This window comes from Methylomonas sp. DH-1, from assembly GCF_046097555.1.
Classification (GTDB): domain Bacteria; phylum Pseudomonadota; class Gammaproteobacteria; order Methylococcales; family Methylomonadaceae; genus Methylomonas; species Methylomonas koyamae.
Window position 1 is genome coordinate 497,272 of the sequence record NZ_CP143089.1, and the last position, 25,218, is coordinate 522,489.

Below are 25,218 nucleotides of genomic sequence, written 5' to 3' on the forward strand. Positions count from 1 at the left end.
TCACACCAGGGGTTCGAGTTTATGAAAATCCTTGCTCTGCCACATGATCAGCAATTCCGCCCATTCTTCCACCAAGCCGCGAACCTTGCCGGGTAAATAACCCGCCAGAATATTGAGCGTTTGGATGTCCATTACCGCTTTATAGTCGTTGTATTTGACATGAAAATGCGGCGGATTGTGATCGTCGAAATACATCAAAATCACGATACCGAGAAAGCGGCAGATTTCAGGCATGTTTGGTTTTCCTTGTTTTAGGTTTGTCCGACACGGCTTGCTCGGCGCGTATCCGTTCCAACAACACGCTGGCCGGTTCGTCGTTTGGGTCTTGTGGGACTAATTGGCCGGAGAAGGCTTTTTTCAGGATGGACTGGCGCAGGGCTTCGGCTTGTTGCAGGGCGGTGGTGATGGTTTGGTCGAGTTGTTCAACCATTGATATTCTTGAGTCTATTTCAGAAACAATTTGATTTTGTTCATCGAGGCCAGGTAACGGGAAAATTAATGATGAAAGAATCGTTTGATTTAAAAACTCACGAGACGAGCCTTTGCAAAGGTTCTTTACTTGTTCTTTTACAAAGCTCCCGCTTTGAAAGAGATAAACAAATAGATCTGGATTAATTACCCTCTGATTGAGAGATACACGAATTAAATTGGTAGAAATATATGCCTTGCCAAAGCTGTCTGGAACTTTACATATTTCCCCAACGGTTCCTGATCGAGAGATAACAATATCGTTTGCCTCCACGCTGAATGATTCAAGTTCTTTACCTTTTTCTTCAGAAACAAAAATTTTATTCCCGCGAAGAAAAACTCCATTGCCTATGTTTTCAATTCCTAATACTGGAATACCAGTTGATCTGTGTTCATTTTTCTTTAACGCAGTACCAAAAGGACCAGTGGTCATTGGTTTTTTATCTAATGAGAGAATCTCATCAATCTTGATAGTTGCCCAACACTCAGGCAATTCCGGCAACTCGGCCAATTCTTCCGTGGTCAGCGGCGGCAAGGTTTTGGGGGCTTTGGGTTTGCTGCCGGATTTGCCGCTGACTTCCCAGTCTTTGAGTTGTTGGTGATAGCGTTGCTCGCGTTCGGTTTGGATGCGTTGCAGTAAGGTTTCGGCGCTTTCCAATTTACCCGCATTCTCCGCCCGCCATTGCTCGGTGAGCTTGCCGGAAAAGGCGTGTTTCAACAACGCTTGCCGGTAGATTTTCAGTTGCTCGCGGGCGGTTTTAAAACTTTCGATGCCTTTGTCCAGCTCGGAAAACAAGGCTTCGATTTTGGCGACGATACGGTGTTGTTCGTTTACCGGAGGAATTGGAAATTGGTAATTCCAGAGTAAATCAGGGTCAACATGCGGCGTACCACTGCCTTTTGCTCTGGTATTGATTTGCTGATATTTAGACTGCAGGAAATAAAAGGCATAGTCATTCACCATTGATGGGAAGTTAATGCGAACCAACGTACTGCCAAGCGCACCATTAACACCCTTACCAACTAATCCTGACCTTGACCCATCCCACACCATCAAAAAATCCGTATCAAAACATAATCGACAGCCAACACCATCTGTCCACGATTTGATAACACCTTCTTCAAAGGCTTGAATATCGATGTATGGTAAAGAATGTGTTGATGTTTCTGTATTCGACTCGATTAAGGGTTTCTTTCCTTTTTCACTGTTAACAAAGTCCCCCAGTTTAACTACTGCCCACGAAGTTGGTAATTCCATTGCATTTACGATTGGTTGCATTTTATCCATTTATATATTTTAGGCCGCCAACGCCTCATTCAATTCATCCAACACCGTATCCATCTCCGCCCCAAACAGCTGATAAATCTTGCTCAAGCCACTTTCTCTTCATAACGCAACAATTGCCGCTCGGCTAACTTGCGATGAATATTGGCCGGACTCAGTTCTAAACCATTTGGCCAGCATAAAGCGCCTAATTCCAAATAGCAGCGTTTGAAATAGTTATCATCGGTTAACGGTTGTACCAATTCAGTATGCCGGGCAATGAGCGGTTGCAAATCGTAGTCGCCATGGCTGGCATCGGAAAAATACAAGCGCAAGAGTTTGCCCTCGAGAGGTTCTATACGGATGATTTTAATCATTATCGGCTCCCGGAATTCGCTGTAAGGGTTTGAGTTCGATCGCATATTGCCAATCGATTAACAATTCACTTTGGTGTTCGATAGCCCAGTCGCGAACTAATTTAAGCGCTTTATTGGGTAACGAACCGGCCAATACCTCGCCGGTTTCGATGGCAATTAAGGCTTCATGACCTTGATATTCGACATGAAAATGCGGTGGGTTATGGTCGTCATGGTACATACGGATGTAGATACCAAAAAAATAGGAAATGATCGGCATTATAAACCCCGCTTCAATCGGTCATATTGCAAACTCATGCCGCCAACGCCTCATTCAATTCATCCAATATCGTATCCATCTCCGCGCCAAACAACTGGTACATCTTGCTCAAGCCGCCCTGGCCGTCGAACGGGGCTAGTTCCAGGGGATGATCACAGTTTGAGCTAAAATCCACATCTGACCACTACTTACCATAAAACTGGAACAGAATAATTAGTAAACGCATGATCAGCAGTAATGATTGTCATATCTTCAACAATCGCCTGAGCGATAAGAATACGATCAAAAGGATCTTTGTGATGCGGCGGCAATTGTGCCAAATAACTAATATGCGAAAGCTCTACAGGCAATAATTGAATGTTGTTTTCTGTTCTGTTTTTATCTACTAATTCTTCGATGGGCATAGCTAAAGACAACTTGCCCAATTGGCATTTTATTTGTATTTCCCAGGGTGTTGCTATGCTCAAATAAAGTTCGTGCTCACCTGAACTTAATAATGTTTGTACTGTTGAGGCGAGTTGTTTTGGATCGTCATTTAGCCAAAGAAAAATATGCGTATCAAGCAATAGCTTCATATTTTTCCTTCTAACCAAAAGCTGTCTGGTAATGGCTCATCAAAATCATCACTTATTTGTATTTGTCCGGCAAATAAACCGAACGTGAAGGGTTTTGATGATTGCGCGGCCCTTTCCTCATACATCACAATCACTTTGGCTTTACCGGCCTTAACGGTATCGGGTAATTGCAAATGAATCTGGTGGTTTTGGTCAATATCTGCGGGCAATTCGATGGCGTGCATAATGGTGTTCCGGTGAATAGTTGCTGAGTTCAATTTTAACAAGCTCAGGCCGCTAGAGCCTCATTCAATTCATCCAATATCGTATCCATCTCCGCGCCAAACAACTGGTACATCTTGCTCAAGCCGCCCTGGCCGTCGAACGGGGCCAGTTCCAGGTCGTCGCGGTCGATGTGGTAGGAGACGGCGATTCGGTCGCGGATCATTTGCAACCACGCTAGTTGTTCTTCAGTAAATTTGTTGGGGTTGCCAGCGTGGTGTTGCATGATCCAGGTTTGAAAGTTGCGGCGCACGATGTCTTCGAAATGGGTCAGTTGTTTATCCAGTCCGCAAACCCGGCGAATCAACGCGATCAAGGCGGTCAGTTCGCTGACCGGTTGTTTGCCCTGATAGTTGTCGAGTTGGCTGTAGGCTTGCCAGACATGCAGCGGCGCCAGTTTGGGTTGATTGGCTTTGAGTAGCGCCAAAATTTGGTGAATCATGGCGTTGCTGATCTCGCGGCGGCGGTGCGGCTGGCTGTAGAAAATGCTCAGCGCTTCGATTTGGTCTTGATGGCTGGCGAGGAAGTCGGCGAATTGCTGGGCCAGGCTGCTGGCATGTTCGGCGGCTTCGGCTGACCAACCGGCGAAGGTCAAGTGATCGAGATTGTGGTGGTCGATGGTTTGTTCCTTGTCGCGGCGGATGTTGTCGAGCACTTCGATCAACGGCCCGTTTAAGACTTTGGCAGCTTCTTTAACCAGTTGCGCCTGGGCTTGCTGGTACTGTTGTTCGCTGGGGTCGGCATCGGCGGGCAAGCCGGCCAGTTCGCAGGCTTTTTGGCTGACCGCATCCGGGTCGATGGCATTAAACAAGGCGCCGACCAGTTGGCTAAGGCTGATTCCGCCGCTCTGTTGCTGGATTTGCTTATGGTCGTTGGCATCCAGTTGCTGATTCAGCCGCGCCAGGCGTCCGGCCAACGAGCTGACGGCGTCGCTGTCGTGGGCGCCCATCATCACCCCCATCGCCAAGTCTTTTAACGAGACGCCGGGTTTGGTAATCAGCGGCTGGCTGGCGGTTTTTAACGAGGTGGTCACGCCGACCGCATCGACGATGACGTAATGGGTTTTGCCGGTTTGCGCCGACGGCGTGACTTTTTTCAGGCCGTCCATATCCAGGGTGCGGGTGCCACGGCCTTTCATTTGCTCGAAGTAATTGCGGCTGCGCACGTCGCGCATGAACAGCAGGCATTCCAACGGTTTGACGTCGGTGCCGGTGGCAATCATATCTACGGTAACGGCGATGCGAGGATGGTAGGCGTTGCGAAAATCGGCCAGGGTGGATTTGGGGTCTTCATCGGCTTTATAGGTGACCTTTTTACAAAAGGCATTACCTTCCGCAAATTCTTCGCGCACGGTCTGAATGATGTCGTCGGCGTGGCTGTCGGTTTTGGCAAATATCAGGGTTTTGGGGACTTCCTGCCGACCGGGGAACATCGTCTGCCAATTTTGTTGATAGGCACGAATCACGGTGCGAATCTGGTCGGGGTTGACGACGCTGTTGTCCAGTTCCTTGTTGGTGTAGGTTTCGTCCTGATCTTGCTGCTCCCAGCGTTTTTTGCGGGTGAGTTTTTCGCGTTTTTGAATTTGCAGTTTGGCCGGGATTTTGCCGCCGGACTGGCTAATGTGGGTTTCGATCAGGTAAATTTCATTACCGACATTGACGCCATCCGCTACGGCTTTTTCGTGGGTGTATTCGCTGACCACGTTTTTCTTGAAGAATCCGTAGGTGCGGTTATCCGGCGTTGCGGTGAGGCCGATTAAAAAACTGTCGAAGTAATCCAGCACTTGTTGCCACACGTTGTAGATCGAGCGGTGGCATTCGTCGATGAAGATAAAATCAAAAAACTCCAACGGCACCTTGTCGTTATACACCACCGGCATCGGCTGCTTGGGTTTGGTGAGTTGTTCAGCCGGGTTAATGTCTTCCAGGCTGCTGTCGAGCTCTTCGCCTTTGAGGATGGAATACAGGCGCTGGATGGTGCTGATGCAGACCTGACTATCCTTGGCGACATACGACGATTGCAGGCGCTGCACGCTGTAAAGCTCGGTGAATTTGCGGTTATCGTCGTTGGGCAGATAACTCATCATTTCCTGCTCGGCCTGTTCGCCCAAATTGCGGGTATCGACCAGAAACAGAATGCGTTTGGCTTCGCCAAATTTCAGCAGCCGATACATAGCGGTGATGGCGGTATAGGTTTTGCCGGAACCGGTGGCCATTTGGATCAGCGCGCGGGGTCGATTGTGTTTGAACGAGTCTTCCAGGTTGTTGATGGCGATTTCCTGGCACTCGCGCAAGCCTTGCGGATTAAGATGCGGCAGGCTTTGCAGTCGATGACGCAACGAACAGCCTTGATCTAACCATTCCTTTAGCGTTTCCGGCCGGTGAAAGCTGAACACTTCGCGAGAGCGTGGCTTGGGGTCGCGAGCATCGGTAAAGCGGGTAATGGCGCCGGTGCTTTCGTACAAAAATGGCAGCGGTCCTTGGCTATTGACCCATTTCAGTTTGGCGGCGGCGTATTCGGCGGTTTGCTCTTCGACTGTGGTGAGCTTGTGGCCTAGGCTTTCTGCTTTGGCCTCGATGACGCCGACCGGTTTGCCGTCAACGAACAGGATGTAATCGGCGGGGCCGGTGTCGGTTTGGTATTCCCTGACCGCTTGGCCCAGGCCGCTATGTAGGTCGATTTGGTTTTTGTTTTGCACCGCCCAACCGGCCTGTTGCAACAGCTTGTCGATATGATCGCGGGCGATTTGTTCCGGGTTTTGGTTGCTGGGCATGGCAGTCCGTTACGCGCAGTGCTCGGTTTGTTGAGTAATAAATTCGGCCGTTAGTTTTTGCCAGTATAAATGAAACGGGCTACGGATTAGAACGGCAGCCGGCCGGATATCAATACGCGCTTTGGCTGGCCGCGCCTGGTCTGCAACAGGAATTGAAAATCGGCAGGGTTGCGAATCGGCCGCGTATGCACGAATTTACATTAATATTAATTCGTAAGTGATTGACATGCTTAATTCCTGAATAATCAATGTCTTAAGTGGACTTTAATCCAGTTGCTTTTTGCCGGTTTTATGTGAATACTCGCCATCCCTAGTCCATTTTTGCTGTCAATTTCGGGGGTGGTTATGAAGATGGTTATTGTCATATTGTCCGGTTTGGTCATCGGAGCTTTGGTGGTTATTGCTGCTTTGCAATTGATTCGCGTAGTTGGCAAGGAATTTGTGGATTTGATGTCGGAAGCCTGGAACAGCGCGGAAACTCATTGACCGGCGGATTGCCGGCCGTTTTCGAGCGGAGCGAGCGGCAATCGGTTGCGGTTGACGAATCAGCCGAAATTGGTCAATCTGTTGGTTTGCGGGCAACGGTTTCAATTTTCGGGGATGGTTAAATGAGTTCGGTAAACAAATTTTGGGGAGTGTTGTTGCTCGGTCTGGTGTCCGGCGCGGTTCAGGCCAGAGCGGTTGACTACTGTAAGTCAATACGAACTTTCGACGACAAAGATGCTAGTGCGGCTCCGGCGATCAAATACGAAGACTGTTCCGGTGTCGCCTTTATCGATTACGCTAAATATTATGTCGAAGCCCGTTGCTGGGCCGGCGCTTACGATCTAGTCCCGGGCAAATGCGATTCGGTAAAGACCGACGCTGCTGCGGAGCCCGAGCCGGCCGAAGCGACTCCGGCAGAACCGGCAGAGGCCGAATAGGAACGAAACATAAATTAGGCTCCCAAAACCAGATATCCAAAGCCGCTTTAATCAGCGGCTTTTTTGTGCCTGTCGATAAATGGCGATGGCCCGATGCGGAAAAAAAATATTCAATACCGGGTAACGCACGAGACACTCTCGGTAAAAATTTGCAAAATCGCGGAAATCACGGAATTTTGTGGCTACCGGGCTGTCGTATCGGCGTTCGGAACCATTCGGTTTAGTTTAAAGGGCTATTGGATATCGCTGGAGGTTGGAGATGATTGCTATGCGCTATAACATCAAAAAATTCGGTAAAGTCATTTCGCACATCAGCCCGGACAAAATGAGCCCGGGATTGGCGAAGGAATTGAAATCGCGCGGTTACAGAATCAGCAGCGCTTACCTCGATCAACACCAAGTAGCTGTCGCAGGCGGCTAACGCTAAGCGCAATCGAGCAGAACGGAGAAGCCGGCTTGTCGCCGGCTTTTTTGTGGCCGCATCTCTTTGACGAGCTTTCGTCTGTTATTTTCAACCAGTTCTTATCGGTTGATTTCAACCGGCCGTTAACCGAAATTTCCCGCCAAACCGACGGGTACGGCAAGTTGTGCACAATTCGGTAGCGTTTCGCTACTTATTTGCTAGAATCGCCCACCTTTGCGCGTGCTGCGAGACGGTTTTGGGCGGCGCACTGTTTGTGGCCTAAACGTTGCTATGTAGCATTGACTAAATTTAATCGAAAGACGCCGATTGCCAATGAAAGTTTCCCGTACCCGATTTATGGCTATCGCCGGCTTGAGTTTACTTACGGCCGGTTCGGCTTATTCGCAACAATCGCAAGTGTCGGTCGACGAGGTCGTTGCTCTGTTTTACCAGCGCAACCTGGATTTGATTGCCGCGCAATACAACATCGACCAAGCGCGCGCCGAACAAGTGGTGGCCGGGGCGATTCCCAATCCGGTGTTCGGTGTTCAAGTCTCCGAAATCGGTAACAATCCCAACATGGGCTCCAATGCTATCGGTTGCAACCATAGCCCCAGCGTATCGTGCGGGCCGGCCGAATATTTTTCTTTCAGCCAATTAATCGAAGTGGCCGGTAAGCGCGGTTTGCGGATGCAGAGCAGCGGCTTTGCCACGCAGGCAGCCGAGAGCGATTTGCGCGATGCCGTGCGCATCTTCAGCAACATGGTGCGCGATGCTTATTTCGATTTGTTACTGGCGCAAAAGAACCGCTGGTTAGCCGAAGAGATTGCCGGCCATTACCGCGAAATAGGCGAAGCCAACGCGTTGCGTCTGAAAAGCGGCGACATTGCCGAGGCCGATTATTTGCGGGTGAAAATGGAGGGGTTGCGTGCCCAATCCGATCTGGACAGCGCCCAAGCCGCGGTCGAGCAGGCCCAGGCGGCACTGGCGGTGTTGCTGCGCTGGCCGGAACAGAGTTTGCGCATCGAAGCGCAGGACGCCTGGCCGGCGTTGGCCGACATAGGCCAAACCGGCGATAAGCACGAATTGATCGATCGGGCCTTGCACCAACGTCCCGATCTGCAAGCCGACAAACAGCGCACCGAACAGGCGAAAAAGGAATTGGAGCTGGCGCGGCGCTTGAAATACCCTGATGTCACGGTCAACGCCGGCTACGCCCGCGATCCGAGTAACAATTCCTTGAATTCCGCCTTTGTCGGTTTCAGCGTGCCGCTGCCGTTGTTTTACCAATACCAGGGCGAGGCGGACAAGGCGACAGTCAATCTGAACCAATCGCAACTGGCGGTCGAACAAACCGAGCTCGGCATTCGCAACGACATCGTCAGCGCGCTGGCGGCGTGGAACAGCGCCGATAAAATCGTGCAACGCTTCGACGGCGGCTTGCTGGACGATGCCCGTAGCGTACGCGACAGCGCGGAACTGGCCTTTAGAAAAGGCGCGACCGGCGTGCTGGAGTTTATCGAAGCGCAACGCAGCTATAAGAGCGTGATGCGCGATTACTATGCGGCCATGATCAATCGCACCAACGCCTACTACGATTTGGGCAAAGCGTTAGGCATCGAACCAAGCGCCGGCCATCCTGCCGCAACCGCCGGTCCGAAATAAAAGGCCGGTTCTTTCCCATGTACAAAACCCCTTTCATGAATAAGCAAGCGATGTTCCGATTACACCGTTGCTGCGCCCGGTTCGGGTTGCTGGCATTGTTAGTGCTGAATGCCTGTTCCGAATCCGCCGATAAACGCCAGCCGCAACCTGTGGTTCAGGCGGTTCCCGGCGAAGTTTACTTAACCCCCGATTCGCCGAAGAAAGCCTATGTCAAAACCAGTAGGCTGAGCCTGACCCGGCCGCCGTTGCTGGAGCCGCTGGCCGGTAAAATCGCCTATAACGAAAGTGCGACGTCCCGAATCAGTTCTCCGGTCAGCGGCCGAGTGCTGAACAATCCTTTGCCGCTGGGGAGTAAAGTCGAGGCCGGAACCGTGTTATTGGAATTGCATAGTCCGGAGGTGGCGGATGCCCAGGCCGATTACGCCAAGGCGCAAGCGCAAGTGACCTTGGCCGAGCATGCGTTCCGGCGCCAGCAAGAGTTGTATCAAGGCAAGGTCGTCTCGCGTAAGGATTTGGAACAGGCCGAGGACGATTTGAGCCAAGCCCGCAGCGAAGTGCAACGGGCGCAAAACCGCTTGAAAAATCTGCAATTGGTCTCGGCCCAAAACAATGCCCGCTTCGCCTTGCGTTCGCCGATAAACGGCGTGGTGGTGGAGCGTAACGTCAATCCGGGGCAACAGGTCGGTCAGGATTTGGACAAGCCTTTGTTCGTCGTTTCCGATATGCAACGGCTAACGGTGGTGATGGACGTGTTCGAAGTCAATCTGGCCAAAATCAAGCCCGGCCAACAATTGAATATTTCAGTGCCGGCTTACCCGGGCGAAACCTTTCCGGCGACGATAGAGTACGTCGGCCAGGTCTTGAGCGAAACCACCCGTAGCGTGCAAGTGCGTTGCGCCTTGCCTAATCCGGACGGCCGCTTGCTGCCGGGCATGTATGCCTCCATCAACGTCGAAAGTCCGCCGGATGCCCTGGCCATTGTGGTGCCGTTGACCGCGGTATTCACCGAAGACGAATCCGACTACGTGTTTGTCGCCGTCGACGAAAACCACTATAAGCAGCGGCCGGTAAAAATGGGTTTGCGGCTGAAGGATAGGGCGGTGGTGACCGAGGGTTTGCAGCCCGGGGAGCAATTGGTTACCGAGGGGGCGTTGGTGTTGCGCGCCGAAGAAGATGTCAACGATGCCAACCCATAGTCCAGGACGCTAACAATGATTGCCCGCGTTATCGCTTTTTGTTTGCAACAGCGCCTGATGGTGATCGGCGCTACCTTGGCTATCGCCGTTTCCGGCATCGTGGCCTTCGAGAATCTGCCGGTGCAGGCGTTTCCGGACGTGCAGAACGTGTTCGTGCAGGTGGTGACGCAATTCCCCGGCCAGGCGCCGGAGGAAGTGGAAAAAGTCATTTCGTTGCCAATCGAACGGGAAATGAACGGCCTACCGCATTTGTTGAATATGCGCTCGGTGTCGATTTTCGGCCTGTCGGTGGTGACGCTGATCTTCGACGACGGTGCCGAAGACTATTTCTCCCGCCAGCAAGTCCTGGAGCGTTTGCGCGGCGCCGACCTGCCCGGCGACGTCAAGCCGCAAATCGGGCCGTTGTCGACCGGTGTCGGCGAGATTTACCGTTATGTGATCGACGCCAAACACCTGCCGTTGACCGAGCAGCGGGCATTGCAGGATTGGGTGATCGAGCCGCGGCTGCGTAGCGTACAGGGTGTGGCCGACGTGGTGTCTTACGGCGGCGGCGTCAAGGAATACAAAGTCGTGGTTCGGCCGGACAGTCTGAAAAATTACCGGTTGAATCTGAATCAGGTCTACGCCGCGATCGCCGCCAACAATACCAATACCGGCGGCGGCTATATCGAGGACGGCGACGAGGCCTTGGTGGTCCGGGGCGTCGGTTTGCTGAAATCGGCCGACGAGATCGGCGAAATCGTCGTGACCAGTAACGACGGCGTACCGATCCGGGTGAAAGATGTTGCCGATATCAGCATCGGCCCGCAACCGCGCACCGGTATCGTGTCGTTGAACCAGCGCGACGATATCGTCGAAGGCATCGTGTTGCTGATCAAAGGCCGCGACGCGGTCGGCGTGCTGGCCGGCGTCAAGCAGAAAATCGAGGAATTGAATGCGTTCGGCTTGCCGCCGGGTGTGAAAATCACGCCGATTTACGACCGCACCGAACTGGTCGGCCACACCGTGCACACCGTCGAACACAACATGATCGAAGGTGCGGTATTGATCTTGATCATTCTGCTGGTGTTTCTGCAACGTTTCGTGGCCGCGTTTCTGGTCACGCTGATTATTCCGCTGTCGTTGCTATTCGCTTTTATTCTGGTCGATTTAGGCGGTATCTCCGCCAACCTGATTTCGTTGGGGGCGATCGATTTCGGCATCATCGTCGACAGTGCCGTGGTCTTGGTGGAAGCGGTCATGGTGCAAGTGACGCTGGATATGCAGCGTAACTCGGACATCCGCCATTTGCGGCAATCGTTGTTGAATACCGCAACCGAAATGGGACGGCCGATTTTGTTCTCCAAGATCATCATCATCATCGCCTTCCTGCCGATTTTTACCTTTCAGCGGGTCGAGGCCAAAATCTTCTCGCCGATGGCGTATACGCTGAGCTTTGCGTTGGTGGCTTCGATGCTGTTCAGCCTGACTTTTATTCCGTCGATGCTGACTTATTTGTTGGGGCCGAAGCTGGCCGAGCGCCACAATCCGTTGGTGCATGCCATGGAACGCCATTACCGCAACATTCTGGAATGGGTGTTGAAACATGCCCGCTTGGTTTTTTTTGCCGCGGTCGGCGCCTTGGCCTTGAGTTTCTTGTCGGTGCGTTTGATCGGCACCGAATTCATGCCGAAGCTGGACGAGGGCAACATCTGGCTGACCATCACGCTGCCGACGCCGGTGTCGCTCACCACCGCGAAGGATATCGAGCGCAAGGTCCGCGAGCGGCTGGAAACTTTCGGCGAGGCCAGGACTATCCTGACCCAATTGGGCCGGCCGGAAGACGGTACCGATCCCAAAGGTTTTAACAATCTGGAGGTGTTGATAGACCTCAACCCCAAGGAAACCTGGCGTTATCCGAAAAAAGACGAATTGGTGCAGGCCATGGATCAATCGTTGTCGATTTTTCCGGGTATTCAGACCAATTTTTCGCAGGTGATTCAGGACAACGTCGAAGAAGCCATTTCCGGGGTTAAGGGCGAGATTGCGATCAAGGTGTTCGGTAGCGATCTGCAAACCTTGCAGGACAAGGCCGATCAGATTACCCATATCCTGGCCGGCATCCGCGGCGCCAGCGACGTTGCCGCCGAACAGCAGGCCGGCTTGGCGCAAGTCATCGTCGACATCGACCGGGCCAAAATCTCCCGTTACGGTATCAATGTCGCCGATGTCGAGCAGGTGTTGGAAATCGGCATGGGCGGTAAGGCGGCGTCGCATTTTCTGGAAGGCGAACGCCGCTTCGATATTTCGCTGCGCTATGCGGAAAACGCCCGCGATTCGGTCTCGGGTCTGGAAAGCCTGACGGTGCAAACTCCGCTGGGCCAATTGATACCGCTATCCGAGTTGGCGACGATCAAGGTCAATCAAGGCGCTTCCAGAATCAGCCGCGAAGAAAACATGCGCCGGATCGCGATTAAATGCAATCTGATCGACCGCGACCAGGGCAGTTTCGTCGCCGAAGCCCAGGAAAAGGTGGCGGCGCAAGTGGCGTTGCCGCCCGGTTACCGCATCGTCTGGAGCGGCCAATTCGAGAACCAGCAACGGGCGATGAAGCGGCTGGCGATCATCGTGCCGATCAGTCTGGGCTTGATTTTCGTCTTGTTGTTCTGGACCTTCATGTCGGTTAAAAACGCATTGCTGATCGTGATGAACGTGCCGTTTGCGTTGATCGGCGGTTTATTGATCCTGCTGGCGACCGGCATCAATCTCAGCGTTTCCGCCGCGGTGGGTTTTATCGCCTTGTTCGGCATTGCGGTACAGAATGGCGTTATTCTGGTGTCGCAATTGAACAAACTTCGGCGCGAGGGCCAATCGTTGCACAACGCAATCGTCAACGGTTCGGTCAGTCGGTTGCGGCCGGTGGTGATGACTGCGTTGATGGCGATGCTGGGCTTGTTCCCGGCGGCATTGTCCACTAGCGTCGGTTCCGAGACCGCCAAGCCGTTTGCCGTGGTCATTATCGGCGGCCTGATTAGCGCGACCTTACTGACCTTGACCCTGCTGCCGGCGTTATACCGTTACTTCGCCGAAGCCGACGAGCTTTAAAGGATGGCCATGAAAGAAATCCGTGCCTATATTCAGCCGCATAAACTTAACCAACTGACGCTGGCCTTGATGGAAATCCCCGATTTTCCGGGGATGTCGGTGATGGATTGCGAGGGTTTCGGCCGCGAACGCACCGAGCACATTCAGGATTACAAGCCGTTTCTGGCCAAAAAACGGATCGAGATCTTCGCACCGGAGCATCTGGTAGAGACGATTTTTCAGACCGTGATGAAAGTGGCGCGTAGCGGCCACCACGGCGACGGCAAGGTCTACATCGTAGAAACGGTGGCGGGCGGGCGGATCAGCACCGGCGAACGCGATGCCGATTTAGGCTAAGCCGGTAAGCTGAAAATGCCGGGTTACCGGCCCAGCAGTTTCAATTCCGCCTCGCGGTATTTCTCGGCGCATTTGCGGCTGACCTCTTCCGGCAATTTCGGGCCGGGAGCGGTTTTATTCCAATCCAACGTTTCCAGGTAATCGCGCAAATATTGCTTGTCGAAGCTGGGCGGGCTGATGCCGACTTGGTATTGTTCGACCGGCCAGAAGCGCGACGAGTCCGGCGTCAGCGCTTCGTCGATCAGGTACAAGGTGCCGGCCGCGTCCAGGCCGAATTCGAACTTGGTGTCGGCGATGATGATGCCGCGCTGGCGGGCGTATTCGGCCGCCGTGGTGTAAAGCCGCAGGCTGGCGTCGCGAACTTTGCCGGCTAATTCCTCTCCGATTAATTTGACGGTGTCGGCAAAGCTGATGTTCTCGTCGTGCACGCCGACTTCGGCTTTGCTGGACGGCGTGTAAATCGGTTGCGGCAGTTGTTGCGCCTGTTGCAGGCCGGCCGGCAGTTGGATGCCGCACACGGCGCCGCAACGCTGGTAGTCCTTCCAGCCGGAACCGATCAGGTAGCCGCGGACGATGGCCTCCACCGGCAGCGGTTTCAGGCGCTTGACGATAATGGCGCGGCCTTCCACCTGTGCTCTGAGCTCCGGATCGGGAATCACGTCGGCCAAGGTCAAGTCGTCGCTCAAGTGGTTGGGGATGATGTCGCGCATTTTCTCGAACCAGAAGTTGGAGACGCTGGTCAATACCCGGCCTTTGCCCGGAATCGGATCGGGCATGATCACGTCGAATGCCGACATCCGGTCGGTCGTGACGATTAGCAAATGGCTGTCGTCGATTTCGTACATGTCGCGGACTTTGCCGCGGCCGAGCAGTTTCAGATGCGGCAGGGAGGATTCGTAAAGGGCGGCGGGGGCATTCATATCGAGGGCGGATAGTCAGTGAAAATTGCTCGAAATTTTATCATTAATCGGAAGAGGGATAGGTAACGCATGAGTTGGTTGGGTAAATTGGTTGGAGGCGCTTTCGGCTTCTTGATGGGCGGTCCGTTGGGCGCCATTTTCGGCGCGGCGGTTGGCCACCAGTTCGATGCCGGGATGCAAGAGACGGCGGACCAGACTTTGCATCCGGGCGAGCAGCATCGGGTACAAACCGCGTTCTTTACCGCGACGTTTGCCGTGATGGGCCATGTGGCCAAGGTCGACGGCCGGGTGTCGAGCGAGGAAATCGGCTTGGCCAACCGGGTCATGGAGAATATGGAACTGACGCCGGAACTGCGCGAAGCGGCGATCCATCTGTTTCGCCAGGGTAAGCAAGCCGGCTTTCCGTTGGCCGGCGTACTGAAGCAATTCCGCAACGAGTGCCATCGGCGTACGCATTTGTTGCGGATGTTCGTCGAAATCCAGTTGCAGGCGGCGTTCGCCGACGGCGTGTTCGATGCCAGCGAAGAAGCGTTGCTGAAAGATATTTGCCGGCAACTCGGCTTGTCGGAATTCGAATACCGGGTGATCAAGGGCCAAGTCGCCGCCCAACAGCGCTTTCGCCAGCAGAGCAGCCGCGAATATGCCTCAGAACCCGCGGCACCGCGGGTGGAGGATGCTTATGCCGTGCTGGGCGTCTCGGCGCAGGCCAGCGAGGCGGAAGTTAAAAAAGCTTATCGTCGGCTGATGAGCCAGCATCATCCGGATAAGTTGGTAGCGAAAGGTTTGCCGGAAGAAATGATGGCCTTAGCCAAACAGAAAACCCAGCAGATCAGAAAAGCTTACGAAACTATCAAGGAGCGCCGGGGCTTTTAAAAAAAATGCCCGCCTCACCTGTGGCAGGTGGGCGGGCTAAGCTAAACAGAGCTACTGCTTGATCGCGTGAGGGGGTACAACAAACAGGTTAAGCGCGGAACGAGCCGGTAAAATCCAGATTGCTGGAAATGGTGGCCGCTCCGAACAGCATGGTGGAGATAATGAACTCACCCGACATGAAACCAAACACGCCGGTGGTAAAAAACAGACCAGTGAGTATGTCTCGATAAAGATTGTTAGATTTGCTCATGTTTCCTCCCAGACTGGTGACAGTCAATTCAATGAAGACGGTTCTACTATATGAGCTAGCGCTTTTATTTACAATAGCGACGATTGTGTACACCTTGTTTCCGCATGGGAAATAATTCTGTAATAAAGCCGTCACATTCGGCTGTTACGAGTCGGTTTTATGCCAGAAAGGCGTTGAGGGACGGGAGATTGTGCTTGGGCAGTTTCACCGTCAGCCGCACGTTGTCGCTAAATTCCTGAGCCAGGATGCTGCCGTCCAATTTCTTTAACTGGTATTCCAGCGGCTGCAAGCGGCTGTAGTCCAAGGTCAGGTCGACTTCGGCAAATTCGACGTAGTCGACAATGTCCGCCGCTTCGATCACCGCTTTGGCGACGTTGCCGTAAGCCCGGGTCAGGCCGCCGGCGCCGAGCTTGATGCCGCCGAAATAACGAACCACCGCAACGACCAAATTAATCAGTTGCTTTCCTTCCAGATGCTGAAAAATCGGCTTGCCGGCGGTGCCGCTGGGTTCGCCGGCATCGTAAAACCGGCAGACCAGTCCGTCGGCCGACTGGATGCGGTAAGCGTAAACGATGTGGCTTGCATCCGGATAACGCCGGTGCAGATCGGTTAACACTGCCAGCGCCTCGGCTTCCGAGCGGCACGGGCTGATGACGCCGATGAAGCGCGATTTCTTGACGATCTCTTCGATCTGGCAGGCCGCGGCGACGATTTTCACGTTACAACAGACCGTTGATGGCCGGATGCTGCTTCAACAAGTATTCGCGGAAGGCTTCGATTTGGGCTTCGTCGTGGCGGCCGTCGCGCGGTATATCGACGGTAATATCGCTGACGATACGCATCGGCGGCGGCGACAAAAATATCAGACGGTCGGCCAGCGCGATTGCCTCGCGCAAATCGTGGCTGACGAACAACACGGTATGCGGCCGCTGTTGCCACAGCGCATACAACAGCGTGCGCACCTGGCGGGCGCTGGGGGCGTCCAGCGATACGAAGGGTTCGTCCATCAGCAGGATGTCGGGATTCACGGCAAAGGCGCGGATGATCGCCACCCGGCGCTGCATGCCCAGCGACAGCCGCTCGGGGTAACTGTGCTGTACCGCGTCGAGCTGCATGCCGGCCAGCAACTCGTCGATCAGCGCGGCCGGCGGCGCACCCTCGAATACCAATTCGATGTTTTGGCGAACGGTGCGCCATGGCAGCAGCCGCGGACTTTGGAATACGTAGCCGATTTTAGCGGCGGCGGCTTGCCCGCCGATGCGGATTTGGCCCTGATAATGGCGGTCCAGGCCGGCCACCATATTCAACAGCGTGGTTTTACCGCAGCCCGACGGGCCGAGCAGGCAGACGAATTCGTTGGGTTCGACTTTGAAATTCAGATCGGCGATTGTGCTGCGTTGCGCGCCGCCATGGCCGTCGCGGTAAGTCTTATCTTGTATGCTGATGCCGATTTCGTTCATCGCCGCCACCTCAGCGCCGCCCGGTCCAGCGGCCGCAACACCAGCCACTCGATGGCCTGGATCACCGCAATAAAGGCAAAGGTGTAAGCCAACAGGCTGGCGACGTCGAACAACTGGAAGAACAAATGCAGTTGGTAACCCATGCCGTCGCTGCGGCCCAGCAATTCCACCAGCAGAATGATCTTCCAGATCAGGGCCAAGCCGGAACGGGTGGCCGCCATCACAAACGGATGCAGTTGCGGCCAGATCACGTGTACCAGGGTTTTGCGGCGGCTGAAGCGGTAGCTTTGTGCCATTTCCAGCAAATCCTGGTCCAGCGCCCGGGCGCCCTCGCGGATCGTGACGATCACGTTCGGCAGCTTGTTAACCACGACGGCCAGAATCGCCGCCGATTCTTGCAAACCGAACCAGATGTAACACAGGATGACGGTGACTAGGGCCGGGATGTTCAGAAAAATCACCAGCCAATTGTCGAAGAACGCGTCCATGGCTTTGTTTTTGCCCAACATCAGTCCGATTGCGCAGCCGAGCAGCATCGCAATCGAAAAACTGACGGCCAGCCGAAACAAGGTGGCGCCCAGGTGGTGCGGTAATTCGCCGGAAGCGGTTGCCTGCCAAAACACGCCGGCCACCCTTGCCGGCAGCGGCAGGCTGGGATCGTCGAGCAGCATCGCCGCCGCTTGCCAAATACCGAGCAACAGTAACAGCGATAACAGCGTAACCGCACCGCTACGCTGCCGGGTATGACCGGACCACCTCATCAATCGGCGGACCAGAACGTGCCTGGCTGGATGTGGCCGGCAGCGCCGGTCAATTTGCTATCGATCTGGTGCAACATCAGGTAGATTTTTTCGGCCGCGGCTTGTTGGGCCGGCGTCCATTGCTCGATGCGGCCCTTGCAATAACCGGCGCGGAGTTTTTCCTGCTCGGCCGGGCTGCCGGCTTCGGTCAGCGGCAGTATTTTCGCCCATTCGGCATCGTTGCTGCATAAGCTGTCGCGAGCTTGCCGGCTTAATTCGAAGAATTGCTTTAGTGCGGCTTTATGTTGTTCGGCCCACTCCTGTTTGAACACGTAGCCGATACTGGGCACGGTTTCGGCTATGCCCAACTGGCGGACCATGTCCTCGCCGCTGAGCAAGGTCCGGTAACCCTGGGCTTCCAGGCGGGCGGCGAATTGCCAGTAGGTCAATAACGCATCCACCCGCTGCCCCAGCAATTGCTGGCTTAACAACGGCGGGGCGCCGTAGACTTTTTCGACGCCGGCATTCAGGTCCAATTGCTGCTGCCGGCCCAAGGCTTGCAGCAACAGCCAGTTTTTATCCAGCTCGCCGCCGGCAATGCCCAGTTTTTTGCCTTTCAGATCGGCCAGCGTTTTGATCGGGCTGGCGTTTGCGACCAGCAGCGCGCCGGAGGTGTCGGAAAACGGGTAAAAACTCAACTTGGCGCCTTCGCCGCGCATGCTCGAGGTCCAGATCCAGTCGGAGACGATCAGGTCGACCGCGCCGGCTTGCAGCGCGACTTTGCCGGCTTGCTGGTTGGCGAGGGCGACGTTTTCGATCGCAAAATCCGCCCGCTCCAACAAGCCCTGGTTGCGCATCGCCGCCAATTCCCAGTTCAGCGTGCCGGAGGCCATCGCGCCGATTCTGATCGCGGTTTTCTCGGCGGTTTCGCCGGTGGCGGCGAATAAAGCCGCCGCAGTCAACAGGCAGATTTTCAAGTTCATGTTTTGTCCCTGGCAGAATGGTCGAGCGCGCGATTTTAACGCAGCCGCGGCGATTGCAAGAAGGTTTCTCGGCACCGATTCGAAACTAACAGGTTAACTGTGGAATTGGGCGGCCGGAACCGGGCGGCCGATGTGGTAACCCTGGTAGGACAGGCAGCCTTTTTCCCGCAAGAACAGCACTTGCTCCGCGGTTTCCACGCCTTCGGCAATCACGTGCAGGCGCAGGCTTTTCGCCATATTGATGATGGTCTCGACGATGACGGCGTCGTTTTGGTCTTCCGGCAGGTCTTTGACGAAGCTCTGGTCGATTTTGAGCTGGCTGATCGGCAGCGTTTTCAGATAAGACAGCGACGAATAGCCGATGCCGAAATCGTCGATCGAGGTTTTGACGCCCAAGGTTTGCAAATCGCGCATCTTCCTGACGGTATCCTCGATGTTGCTGATCACCGACCCTTCGGTCAATTCGATCACCAGCCGGTCGGCGGACAGGCCGGCATCGGCCAGAATCCGCTCGATTTGTTGGACAAAGTCCGGCTGGCGGAATTGGCGGGAACTGACGTTGACGGCGACGTGGCCGATGGCCCGGTTTTCCCGGTCCCAGACGCCGATCTGGCGGCAGGTTTCGCGGATCACCCATTCGCCGAGCGGCAAAATCAAGCGGGTATCTTCGGCAACCGGGATGAATTCGGCCGGGGAAATCATGCCGCGCTGCGGATGCTGCCAGCGAATCAGGGTCTCGGCGCTGACCACGCGGCCGCTGTCGTCGACCTGGGGCTGGTAATGCAATACGAATTGGGATTGTTTCAAGGCCTCGCGAATTTCCTTTTCCAGCGTCAGCCGGCGGTCGGCGGTTTCCTGCATCGACGGCCGGTAAAAACTGATGCCGTTGCGGCCGCTTTCCTTGGCCCGGTACATTGCCGTGTCGGCTTGCTGGATCACCGCTTCCGGCTGCTCGGCCGCTTCCGGAAACAGCGTGACGCCGATGCTGGTGGAAAAATGGTGTTCGCTGCCCTGCACGTTGAAGGGTTGGTTAATGGTGTGCAGAATCTTCTCGGCCAGCATCACGGCGTGGTGGGTGGCTTGGGCCAGTTCGCTGTAGCGTCCCGGTACCATGACGATAAACTCGTCGCCGCCCAGGCGGCAGGCCGTGTCTTCTTCGCGGATGATCGCGCGCAGCCGCTGCGCGACCTGAGTCAACAGCTCGTCGCCGACCTGGTGGCCGCGGGAATCGTTCAGCGTCTTGAAATGGTCCAGATCCAGAAAAAACAGCGCGCCGTAACAATGTTGGCGCTTGGCGGCGGCGATTTCCTGTTTCAAGCGGTCCAGCAGCAGACGCCGGTTCGGCAAGCCGGTCAGCGGATCGTAGAATGCCAGCTCGTGGATTTCGCGTTCCGCCGCTTTCTGTTCGCTGATGTCGGAAAAGATGGCGACGTAATTCAATTGCTTGCCGCTTTCGTCGCGGACGCCGGTCACGGTCAACCACTCCGGGAACACGTCGCCGTTTTTCCGCCGGTTCCATATCTCGCCGCGCCACTGGTTATCGCGCAACAAGGCGCGGAACAGGCCATGCAACAGGCCCGGTGCCTGGCGGATTTTGGACAACAGATCGGACCGGCGGCCGATGACTTCGTCGGCGCTATAACCGGTAATGCGGCTGAAGGCGTCGTTAACTCTGAGCACCACGCCCTTGGCGTCGGTGACCATGATTGCCTCGTGCGACTGAAACGTGGCGGCGGCGATGCGCAATTCGTTTTCCTGTTGCTTGCGGCGCTCGATCTCGCTGTTCAGGGCTTGGTTGCTGCGCAGCAGGTCGCGGGTTTTCAAAGCCACCAAATCTTCGATGCGGGCGGTGCGGCCGGTCATCAGCATCAGGCCGAAACTGGTCAGGCCGCACAACAGAAAACTGCCGGACAGAAGCCACCACACCGTCCAGGAATGCTGTTCGGCGTAAAACGCCGGCGACGGCCGGTAGTGAATGCTCCAGACGCGGTCCGCTATTTTCAAATCCAATTGCTGGTGCAATTTTGGAAATTGCATGGCGGACGGCGCATTCGGCGCCGCTGCGCCGAATAGCTGCCGTTCCCCGTCGTAAATGCCGAGCGACAAGCGGTTGGATTCGAGGCGGGACATGATTTCCGCCACTTCGCTGCTCAGCCGGAACACATTGGCGACCAGGCCCTGCAAATGCTGTTCGCGTTGTTGCACCGTGTTGAGCGGCTTACCTTTGGCATAGATCGGCGAAAACACGGCAAAGCCGAATTGGCCGTCGGCAAAAGCCAGGCCGCCGGTGGCGCTGGTTTTGCCGGAAGCGACGGCAGTGTTTATCGCGTTGCGCAATTCGGGCCGGCTCAGCGCATCCAGGCCCAGGTTTTGCTCGTTGCCGAACCAGTAAGCCACCGGCAGATAAAACTCGCGCTCGGTTGCCGCTTTATCGGCCCCCTGCGAATCGCGTTCGACGATGCGGATTTGCTCGCGGTTCTCGAATGCGCTGCGTTGCGCCTGCTCGACTTTGGGCAGCCATTCCAACACTTCCAGTTCCGGGTGCTGGCTGAAGATGGTGTGGGCGAACAGGCGGAATTCGTTGCGGTCGACGCTATCGGAACTGTCGAATAAGGCTTTTAGCAACTGGTTGTTCAGTACGTCACTATCGAAATGTTGCTGAATGCTCTGGTGCAGTAAACCGGTCTGGCTTTCGAACAGTTCGCGAATGCGGCGGTCTTCCAGATTGCTGCTGTAGACCACGGCGACGACCACCAGTACCAGGGTTGCCGCCAGCGGATAGACCACGAATTGTTGGCGTTGGCGCCATATGTGGCGCGGGGCGGCGATGAAGGCCAGCCAGATCGGGGCGAAGATCACCGCACCGATCGAATCGCCGACCCACCAGGTGCTCCAGTTCAGGCCGAATTCGCTTAATTCGATGCAACCCAGCAAGTAAAGCAGGCCGGAACCCAGCGTCGGCGCCAGCAGGCAACTGGCGATGGCCAACACGAAGAAGTGGACGATGTGGCGGTCTTCCAGCAAAGGATTGTGCGGGCCGATCCAGCGGTTGATCATAAATGCGCCGAGCCAGGCTTGTCCGCAGGCGGCGATGCCGGCCGCAGTCCCCATCCAATAGCCCAACGTTGGGGATTGGCCGCCGCCGAGCCCGGAAAATGCGTAAATTTGCGCCGCAATCGCGCCGACAGCCAGGCCGGGCAACACGTTCCGGCCCGAATGCAGCATGCCGGCCAGGGCGATGCCGGCCGGCGGCCAGATGGCGCTGGCCTGGCTGGGCGGCATGGTCAGCATGTGGCCCAGAAATCCGCCGATAAAATACGCCAGTGCGAAAAAACTATTGCTGAGTAGCGGATTGAGAAAAGCTGGCATGGCGCTTAAGCGGGTTCCTAGTTCAGTCGTGCGTGCTGGTCCGGATAAGTTTAGTCCGACGGGGCCGGTTCGTTTGGATTAGCGGCAAAAGTATAGGCTTTGCCGAAGCCGGCCACATAGTGGTAGCGAATTGGCGTCAAGGCTAGCAGGCGGAAATCCGGCAAGGTGCGCAGTAGGCCGACAACATTGCCGAAACGGGCCTCTAGGCTATCGAGTAATTCGACGTAATGCGGATGGTCCGGTTCTAGTTCGGCGACCGTGCAGCTTACGCTGGCTCGGGGACGGGCAAACGGGTTGCCGCTTGCCTCGCCCAAAAACAGTAGCGAGCCCTGGCGGCGGCACAATAGGTTCCCGGTGTGTTTGGCCAGGCCGCTGACGTAAACGTAAAAAATACCGCCATGCTGTAACACCGGCGCGTAACTGGCTTCGGCATCGCCGTCGGCCGCGCAACTGGCGATAGCCGCGCCGTCGCTGGCCCCGATCAGGCGCAGGCAGTCGGCTTCCGGAGCGGCGGCCTGCATCGCTTTACGGCCGGGCCAATTCCGCGTGGCGGAAGCAATCGACGGTATGGTCGTTGACCATGCCCACCGCCTGCATGTAGGCGTAGCAGATGGTGCGGCCGACGAATTTGAAGCCGCGTTTTTGCAAATCTTTGCTCATGCGTTCGGATTCCGCCGAGTAGGCCGGTAGCTCGGCATGGCTTTGCCAGCGGTTTTGGATGGTGCGGCCGCCGACGAAGCTCCAAATGTAACTGTCGAAGCTGCCGAATTGCTGTTGTACCGCCAGAAATGCTTGGGCATTGGCGACGGCGGACTGGATTTTCAAGCGGTTTCTGACGATGCCGGGGTTATCCAGCAATTGTTCGAGTTTGGCGGCATCGTATTCGGCGACGATCTCGGGCACGAAATCGTCGAAGGCGGCGCGGTATGCCGGGCGCTTGTTCAGAATCGTGCGCCAACTCAACCCGGCCTGGGCGCCTTCCAGCACTAAAAACTCGAACAGGCGGCGGTCGTCGTGGAGCGGCTCGCCCCATTCGTTGTCGTGGTAGTGTTCTTCGTTGGCGCTGGCCAAAGCCCAGACGCATTTGGCCGCCATCAGTCTTTATTCATCATTTTTTTCAGATCAGCGAACGGATTGAACGTAGCCGTCGGCGATTTGCCGTCCGCGCTGCTTTTGCCGCCGTAGCGCACCTGTTCTTCGTAGCGCTGGTGTTCGTTGTCGTGGCAGTACAGGCACAGCAGTTCCCAATTGCTGCCGTCGGGCGGGTTGTGGTCGTGGTCGTGGTTGATATGGTGTACCGTCAGTTCCCGCAGATTCTTATGGTCGAACTCCCTGGCACAGCGTCCGCAGATCCACGGATATAACTTCAAGGCCTGCTCCCGGTAGCCTTTTTCCCGCTCTTCTTTGTAGCGCCGGGCTTCGGCAACGATATGGTAGGCTTTGTTATCCGACATGGTGTCCTCCGTTTCTCAACCGCCGGTCGCGTTCATGTGCCGCAAAATCACCGGTTGTTCGTGAATGTTGAATTCGTGCTTCTCGGGTTTGATTTGCATCGCCGCGACGATGGTTTGTTTCAGCGCCGCGATGTCGCCCGGCTGCTCTCTGACCACCCGTTTCAGATCGACCGAGTGCTCGTTGCCCAGGCATAGCAGCAAGCGGCCTTCGGCGGTCAGCCTGACCCGGTTGCAGTTGCCGCAGAAATTGGCGCTGTGCGGCGAGATAAAACCGACCCGGCTGGCGCTGCCCTCCACCCGGTAATAGGCCGACGGGCCGCCGGTAGTGTCGGCCACGGCTTGTAAGTTAAAGCGGCTGCTCAAGTCGCGGCGGATGGCGTCGCTGGGGTAGTAGCTTTCGCCGCGATGGTGGCGGTCGACTTGGCCCAACGGCATTTCTTCGATGAAGCTGATGTCCAGCGAATTATCCAGAGCGAACTGCACCAGATCGGCCACTTCGTGGTGGTTGCGGTTTTTCATAACCACCGCGTTCAATTTGATGCGCTCGAAACCGGCGGCGCGGGCGGCGGCGATACCGTCCAGCACCCGTTGCAGATTGCCGGTGCGGGTCAGCTCGCGGAATTTATCCGGGTCTAAAGTATCCAGGCTGATGTTCAGGCGTTTGACGCCGGCGGCGCGCAAATCGGCGGCCATTTCGGCCAAGCGCGAGCCGTTGCTGGTCAGTACCAGTTCGTTCAGCCCCGGCATGCTGCCGATGTCGCGTAACAGGTCCACTACGCCTTTGCGCACCAACGGTTCGCCGCCGGTGACCCGAATCTTTTTCACGCCCAGTTCGACGAAGGCCCGGCAAATGGTGCGGATTTCCTCCAGGCTGAGTATTTGGCTGCGCGGCAGGAATTCCATGTCTTCGGCCATGCAGTAGACGCAACGGAAATCGCAGCGGTCGGTGATCGAGACCCGCAGATAATTGACCACTCGTCCGAAGCGGTCTACCAGAAGCAACGGTTTATTCGGCGCCATTACGGAAACATCAAAACGGAAAGGAACAAATATTACCACGCTGCCGCCTTTTGCAAGAACGGCTTGGTTTCAGATCGGCCGCCGCCGCAGGAGTTCCGCAGCGGGGCAATTACCGGCCGCCGCCGGCCAAACGTTCCAGCAATGCCAATACCGCAGTTTCGATTTGCGGCAGGGCGTGGTCCGGATGGGTGTCGCCTATGTCGTCGACCTGCCAGTACTCGACACGTTCGGCCCAGTCCGGAAATTTTTGCTGCAACATCGGTTGGTGCTCGCTGCGTTTCAAGGCCACGATCAAGCGGGCGCGCTGCAAATCCGGTTCCGTCACCGATATCGGCGGCCGCACCGGTTCGGGCGGAATCCGGCGCAAAGCCAAGCCGCGCAAGGTGTGCGGCGAGATCGGCCCGGCATCGCGTTCCAGCAATTCGATTGCCAATCCACGCGAGTCGGCGCGCCAAGGCAAGCGGTAGGCCGGCGCGTGGTGGTTGAACAGGTACTCGGCGAAACGGCTGCGGTAGTAATTGCCGGTACACAGAAACAATACTTGGTTATGCATGCGGAGGTCTGC

Annotated in this window: 28 protein-coding genes; 8 read left to right on the top strand and 20 right to left on the bottom strand. The window is 55.6% G+C overall.

The features are described 5' to 3' along the window. From VXJ35_RS02255 to VXJ35_RS02290, 8 genes are all read right to left on the bottom strand, one after another. Window positions 1-234, bottom strand: a complete 234-nt coding sequence (locus VXJ35_RS02255) for a DUF4160 domain-containing protein (RefSeq protein ID WP_064020322.1) — start codon at window positions 232-234, stop codon at window positions 1-3. After that, window positions 227-1,756 carry a restriction endonuclease subunit S gene (locus VXJ35_RS02260; RefSeq protein ID WP_064020323.1) on the bottom strand — a complete coding sequence of 510 codons (1,530 nt, stop codon included), beginning with the start codon at window positions 1,754-1,756 and terminating at the stop codon, window positions 227-229. The genes VXJ35_RS02255 and VXJ35_RS02260 overlap by 8 nt, the downstream gene beginning before the upstream one ends. A gap of 83 nt (window positions 1,757-1,839) precedes the next feature. Beyond that, the gene (locus tag VXJ35_RS02265) at window positions 1,840-2,109 is read right to left on the bottom strand and encodes a DUF2442 domain-containing protein (protein WP_064020324.1); all 270 of its coding nucleotides are present in this window, start codon (window positions 2,107-2,109) and stop codon (window positions 1,840-1,842) included. Next, window positions 2,102-2,368 carry a DUF4160 domain-containing protein gene (locus VXJ35_RS02270; RefSeq protein WP_064020325.1) on the bottom strand — a complete coding sequence of 89 codons (267 nt, stop codon included), beginning with the start codon at window positions 2,366-2,368 and terminating at the stop codon, window positions 2,102-2,104. The genes VXJ35_RS02265 and VXJ35_RS02270 overlap by 8 nt, the downstream gene beginning before the upstream one ends. A gap of 34 nt (window positions 2,369-2,402) precedes the next feature. Next, entirely contained in the window at window positions 2,403-2,543 is a 141-nt protein-coding gene (locus VXJ35_RS02275; RefSeq protein ID WP_082880770.1) for a type I restriction-modification enzyme R subunit C-terminal domain-containing protein, read from the bottom strand. A 13-nt stretch (window positions 2,544-2,556) separates the two neighbouring features. After that, window positions 2,557-2,943, bottom strand: coding sequence for a type II toxin-antitoxin system VapC family toxin (locus VXJ35_RS02280; RefSeq protein ID WP_064020326.1), 387 nt, complete (start codon window positions 2,941-2,943; stop codon window positions 2,557-2,559). After that, window positions 2,940-3,167 carry a hypothetical protein gene (locus tag VXJ35_RS02285; protein WP_064020327.1) on the bottom strand — a complete coding sequence of 76 codons (228 nt, stop codon included), beginning with the start codon at window positions 3,165-3,167 and terminating at the stop codon, window positions 2,940-2,942. Before VXJ35_RS02285 ends, VXJ35_RS02280 begins: the two co-directional genes overlap by 4 nt. Window positions 3,168-3,211: 44 nt before the next feature. Continuing rightward, entirely contained in the window at window positions 3,212-5,977 is a 2,766-nt protein-coding gene (locus VXJ35_RS02290) for a DEAD/DEAH box helicase family protein (RefSeq protein WP_064020328.1), read from the bottom strand. A gap of 345 nt (window positions 5,978-6,322) precedes the next feature. Between VXJ35_RS02290 and VXJ35_RS02295 the strand changes: the two genes are divergently transcribed. The 7 genes from VXJ35_RS02295 (at window position 6,323) to VXJ35_RS02325 (ending at window position 13,584) form a co-directional block, all read left to right on the top strand. Further along, on the top strand, window positions 6,323-6,463 hold the full coding sequence (locus tag VXJ35_RS02295) for a hypothetical protein (protein WP_157198043.1): 141 nt from the start codon (window positions 6,323-6,325) through the stop codon (window positions 6,461-6,463). Window positions 6,464-6,585: 122 nt separating this feature from the next. After that, the gene (locus VXJ35_RS02300) at window positions 6,586-6,900 is read left to right on the top strand and encodes a hypothetical protein (protein ID WP_064020329.1); all 315 of its coding nucleotides are present in this window, start codon (window positions 6,586-6,588) and stop codon (window positions 6,898-6,900) included. A 268-nt stretch (window positions 6,901-7,168) separates the two neighbouring features. Further along, window positions 7,169-7,321 (top strand): hypothetical protein, encoded by a 153-nt coding sequence (locus VXJ35_RS02305; RefSeq protein ID WP_157198044.1) that lies wholly within the window; start codon window positions 7,169-7,171, stop codon window positions 7,319-7,321. A 315-nt stretch (window positions 7,322-7,636) separates the two neighbouring features. Then, window positions 7,637-8,968: a TolC family protein gene (locus VXJ35_RS02310; protein ID WP_064020330.1), complete on the top strand. Its 1,332-nt coding sequence runs from the start codon at window positions 7,637-7,639 to the stop codon at window positions 8,966-8,968. Window positions 8,969-8,985: 17 nt separating this feature from the next. After that, window positions 8,986-10,164: an efflux RND transporter periplasmic adaptor subunit gene (locus VXJ35_RS02315; RefSeq protein WP_231914832.1), complete on the top strand. Its 1,179-nt coding sequence runs from the start codon at window positions 8,986-8,988 to the stop codon at window positions 10,162-10,164. Between the two features lie 15 nt (window positions 10,165-10,179). Further along, window positions 10,180-13,248, top strand: a complete 3,069-nt coding sequence (locus VXJ35_RS02320; protein WP_064020331.1) for an efflux RND transporter permease subunit — start codon at window positions 10,180-10,182, stop codon at window positions 13,246-13,248. A gap of 9 nt (window positions 13,249-13,257) precedes the next feature. Then, on the top strand, window positions 13,258-13,584 hold the full coding sequence (locus VXJ35_RS02325) for a P-II family nitrogen regulator (RefSeq protein ID WP_064023327.1): 327 nt from the start codon (window positions 13,258-13,260) through the stop codon (window positions 13,582-13,584). A 23-nt stretch (window positions 13,585-13,607) separates the two neighbouring features. Here VXJ35_RS02325 and VXJ35_RS02330 read toward each other — a convergent pair whose 3' ends face one another. Continuing rightward, the gene (locus VXJ35_RS02330; RefSeq protein ID WP_064020332.1) at window positions 13,608-14,504 is read right to left on the bottom strand and encodes a phosphoribosylaminoimidazolesuccinocarboxamide synthase; all 897 of its coding nucleotides are present in this window, start codon (window positions 14,502-14,504) and stop codon (window positions 13,608-13,610) included. 69 nt (window positions 14,505-14,573) lie between these two features. Between VXJ35_RS02330 and djlA the strand changes: the two genes are divergently transcribed. Then, complete coding sequence (gene djlA / locus VXJ35_RS02335; protein ID WP_064020333.1) at window positions 14,574-15,377, top strand: co-chaperone DjlA; 804 nt, start codon at window positions 14,574-14,576, stop codon at window positions 15,375-15,377. Between the two features lie 88 nt (window positions 15,378-15,465). On the opposite strand, the gene VXJ35_RS02340 is transcribed toward djlA, so the two are convergent. From VXJ35_RS02340 to VXJ35_RS02390, 11 genes are all read right to left on the bottom strand, one after another. Further along, complete coding sequence (locus VXJ35_RS02340; RefSeq protein ID WP_172680320.1) at window positions 15,466-15,627, bottom strand: hypothetical protein; 162 nt, start codon at window positions 15,625-15,627, stop codon at window positions 15,466-15,468. Between the two features lie 157 nt (window positions 15,628-15,784). Then, window positions 15,785-16,345 carry a YigZ family protein gene (locus VXJ35_RS02345; protein ID WP_064020335.1) on the bottom strand — a complete coding sequence of 187 codons (561 nt, stop codon included), beginning with the start codon at window positions 16,343-16,345 and terminating at the stop codon, window positions 15,785-15,787. Window position 16,346: 1 nt separating this feature from the next. Next, complete coding sequence (locus VXJ35_RS02350; protein ID WP_064020336.1) at window positions 16,347-17,087, bottom strand: ABC transporter ATP-binding protein; 741 nt, start codon at window positions 17,085-17,087, stop codon at window positions 16,347-16,349. Continuing rightward, window positions 17,084-17,848, bottom strand: coding sequence for an ABC transporter permease (locus VXJ35_RS02355; RefSeq protein WP_064020337.1), 765 nt, complete (start codon window positions 17,846-17,848; stop codon window positions 17,084-17,086). Before VXJ35_RS02355 ends, VXJ35_RS02350 begins: the two co-directional genes overlap by 4 nt. Beyond that, entirely contained in the window at window positions 17,848-18,810 is a 963-nt protein-coding gene (locus VXJ35_RS02360) for an ABC transporter substrate-binding protein (protein WP_064020338.1), read from the bottom strand. Before VXJ35_RS02360 ends, VXJ35_RS02355 begins: the two co-directional genes overlap by 1 nt. A 93-nt stretch (window positions 18,811-18,903) precedes the next feature. Beyond that, window positions 18,904-22,179 (bottom strand): EAL domain-containing protein, encoded by a 3,276-nt coding sequence (locus VXJ35_RS02365; protein WP_064020339.1) that lies wholly within the window; start codon window positions 22,177-22,179, stop codon window positions 18,904-18,906. 50 nt (window positions 22,180-22,229) lie between these two features. Continuing rightward, window positions 22,230-22,700 carry a pyridoxamine 5'-phosphate oxidase family protein gene (locus VXJ35_RS02370; protein WP_064020340.1) on the bottom strand — a complete coding sequence of 157 codons (471 nt, stop codon included), beginning with the start codon at window positions 22,698-22,700 and terminating at the stop codon, window positions 22,230-22,232. A gap of 4 nt (window positions 22,701-22,704) precedes the next feature. After that, entirely contained in the window at window positions 22,705-23,274 is a 570-nt protein-coding gene (locus tag VXJ35_RS02375; RefSeq protein ID WP_064020341.1) for a DNA-3-methyladenine glycosylase I, read from the bottom strand. Further along, window positions 23,274-23,633 carry a YajD family HNH nuclease gene (locus tag VXJ35_RS02380; RefSeq protein WP_064020342.1) on the bottom strand — a complete coding sequence of 120 codons (360 nt, stop codon included), beginning with the start codon at window positions 23,631-23,633 and terminating at the stop codon, window positions 23,274-23,276. Before VXJ35_RS02380 ends, VXJ35_RS02375 begins: the two co-directional genes overlap by 1 nt. Window positions 23,634-23,648: 15 nt before the next feature. Beyond that, window positions 23,649-24,653 carry a GTP 3',8-cyclase MoaA gene (gene moaA / locus VXJ35_RS02385; RefSeq protein WP_064020343.1) on the bottom strand — a complete coding sequence of 335 codons (1,005 nt, stop codon included), beginning with the start codon at window positions 24,651-24,653 and terminating at the stop codon, window positions 23,649-23,651. 109 nt (window positions 24,654-24,762) lie between these two features. Beyond that, the gene (locus VXJ35_RS02390) at window positions 24,763-25,206 is read right to left on the bottom strand and encodes a low molecular weight phosphatase family protein (RefSeq protein WP_064020344.1); all 444 of its coding nucleotides are present in this window, start codon (window positions 25,204-25,206) and stop codon (window positions 24,763-24,765) included. Between the last annotated feature and the right edge of the window lie 12 nt (window positions 25,207-25,218).

Bases quoted from the DNA above. Each gene is read 5' to 3' on its own strand.
- VXJ35_RS02255 (WP_064020322.1), bottom strand. From the start codon at position 234: ATGCCTGAAATCTGCCGCTTTCTCGGTATCGTGATTTTGATGTATTTC.
- VXJ35_RS02260 (WP_064020323.1), bottom strand. From the start codon at position 1,756: ATGGATAAAATGCAACCAATCGTAAATGCAATGGAATTACCAACTTCG.
- VXJ35_RS02265 (WP_064020324.1), bottom strand. From the start codon at position 2,109: ATGATTAAAATCATCCGTATAGAACCTCTCGAGGGCAAACTCTTGCGC.
- VXJ35_RS02270 (WP_064020325.1), bottom strand. From the start codon at position 2,368: ATGCCGATCATTTCCTATTTTTTTGGTATCTACATCCGTATGTACCAT.
- VXJ35_RS02280 (WP_064020326.1), bottom strand. From the start codon at position 2,943: ATGAAGCTATTGCTTGATACGCATATTTTTCTTTGGCTAAATGACGAT.
- VXJ35_RS02285 (WP_064020327.1), bottom strand. From the start codon at position 3,167: ATGCACGCCATCGAATTGCCCGCAGATATTGACCAAAACCACCAGATT.
- VXJ35_RS02290 (WP_064020328.1), bottom strand. From the start codon at position 5,977: ATGCCCAGCAACCAAAACCCGGAACAAATCGCCCGCGATCATATCGAC.
- VXJ35_RS02295 (WP_157198043.1), top strand. From the start codon at position 6,323: ATGAAGATGGTTATTGTCATATTGTCCGGTTTGGTCATCGGAGCTTTG.
- VXJ35_RS02300 (WP_064020329.1), top strand. From the start codon at position 6,586: ATGAGTTCGGTAAACAAATTTTGGGGAGTGTTGTTGCTCGGTCTGGTG.
- VXJ35_RS02305 (WP_157198044.1), top strand. From the start codon at position 7,169: ATGCGCTATAACATCAAAAAATTCGGTAAAGTCATTTCGCACATCAGC.
- VXJ35_RS02310 (WP_064020330.1), top strand. From the start codon at position 7,637: ATGAAAGTTTCCCGTACCCGATTTATGGCTATCGCCGGCTTGAGTTTA.
- VXJ35_RS02315 (WP_231914832.1), top strand. From the start codon at position 8,986: ATGTACAAAACCCCTTTCATGAATAAGCAAGCGATGTTCCGATTACAC.
- VXJ35_RS02320 (WP_064020331.1), top strand. From the start codon at position 10,180: ATGATTGCCCGCGTTATCGCTTTTTGTTTGCAACAGCGCCTGATGGTG.
- VXJ35_RS02325 (WP_064023327.1), top strand. From the start codon at position 13,258: ATGAAAGAAATCCGTGCCTATATTCAGCCGCATAAACTTAACCAACTG.
- VXJ35_RS02330 (WP_064020332.1), bottom strand. From the start codon at position 14,504: ATGAATGCCCCCGCCGCCCTTTACGAATCCTCCCTGCCGCATCTGAAA.
- djlA (WP_064020333.1), top strand. From the start codon at position 14,574: ATGAGTTGGTTGGGTAAATTGGTTGGAGGCGCTTTCGGCTTCTTGATG.
- VXJ35_RS02340 (WP_172680320.1), bottom strand. From the start codon at position 15,627: ATGAGCAAATCTAACAATCTTTATCGAGACATACTCACTGGTCTGTTT.
- VXJ35_RS02350 (WP_064020336.1), bottom strand. From the start codon at position 17,087: ATGAACGAAATCGGCATCAGCATACAAGATAAGACTTACCGCGACGGC.
- VXJ35_RS02355 (WP_064020337.1), bottom strand. From the start codon at position 17,848: ATGAGGTGGTCCGGTCATACCCGGCAGCGTAGCGGTGCGGTTACGCTG.
- VXJ35_RS02360 (WP_064020338.1), bottom strand. From the start codon at position 18,810: ATGAACTTGAAAATCTGCCTGTTGACTGCGGCGGCTTTATTCGCCGCC.
- VXJ35_RS02365 (WP_064020339.1), bottom strand. From the start codon at position 22,179: ATGCCAGCTTTTCTCAATCCGCTACTCAGCAATAGTTTTTTCGCACTG.
- VXJ35_RS02370 (WP_064020340.1), bottom strand. From the start codon at position 22,700: ATGCAGGCCGCCGCTCCGGAAGCCGACTGCCTGCGCCTGATCGGGGCC.
- VXJ35_RS02375 (WP_064020341.1), bottom strand. From the start codon at position 23,274: ATGGCGGCCAAATGCGTCTGGGCTTTGGCCAGCGCCAACGAAGAACAC.
- VXJ35_RS02380 (WP_064020342.1), bottom strand. From the start codon at position 23,633: ATGTCGGATAACAAAGCCTACCATATCGTTGCCGAAGCCCGGCGCTAC.
- moaA (WP_064020343.1), bottom strand. From the start codon at position 24,653: ATGGCGCCGAATAAACCGTTGCTTCTGGTAGACCGCTTCGGACGAGTG.
- VXJ35_RS02390 (WP_064020344.1), bottom strand. From the start codon at position 25,206: ATGCATAACCAAGTATTGTTTCTGTGTACCGGCAATTACTACCGCAGC.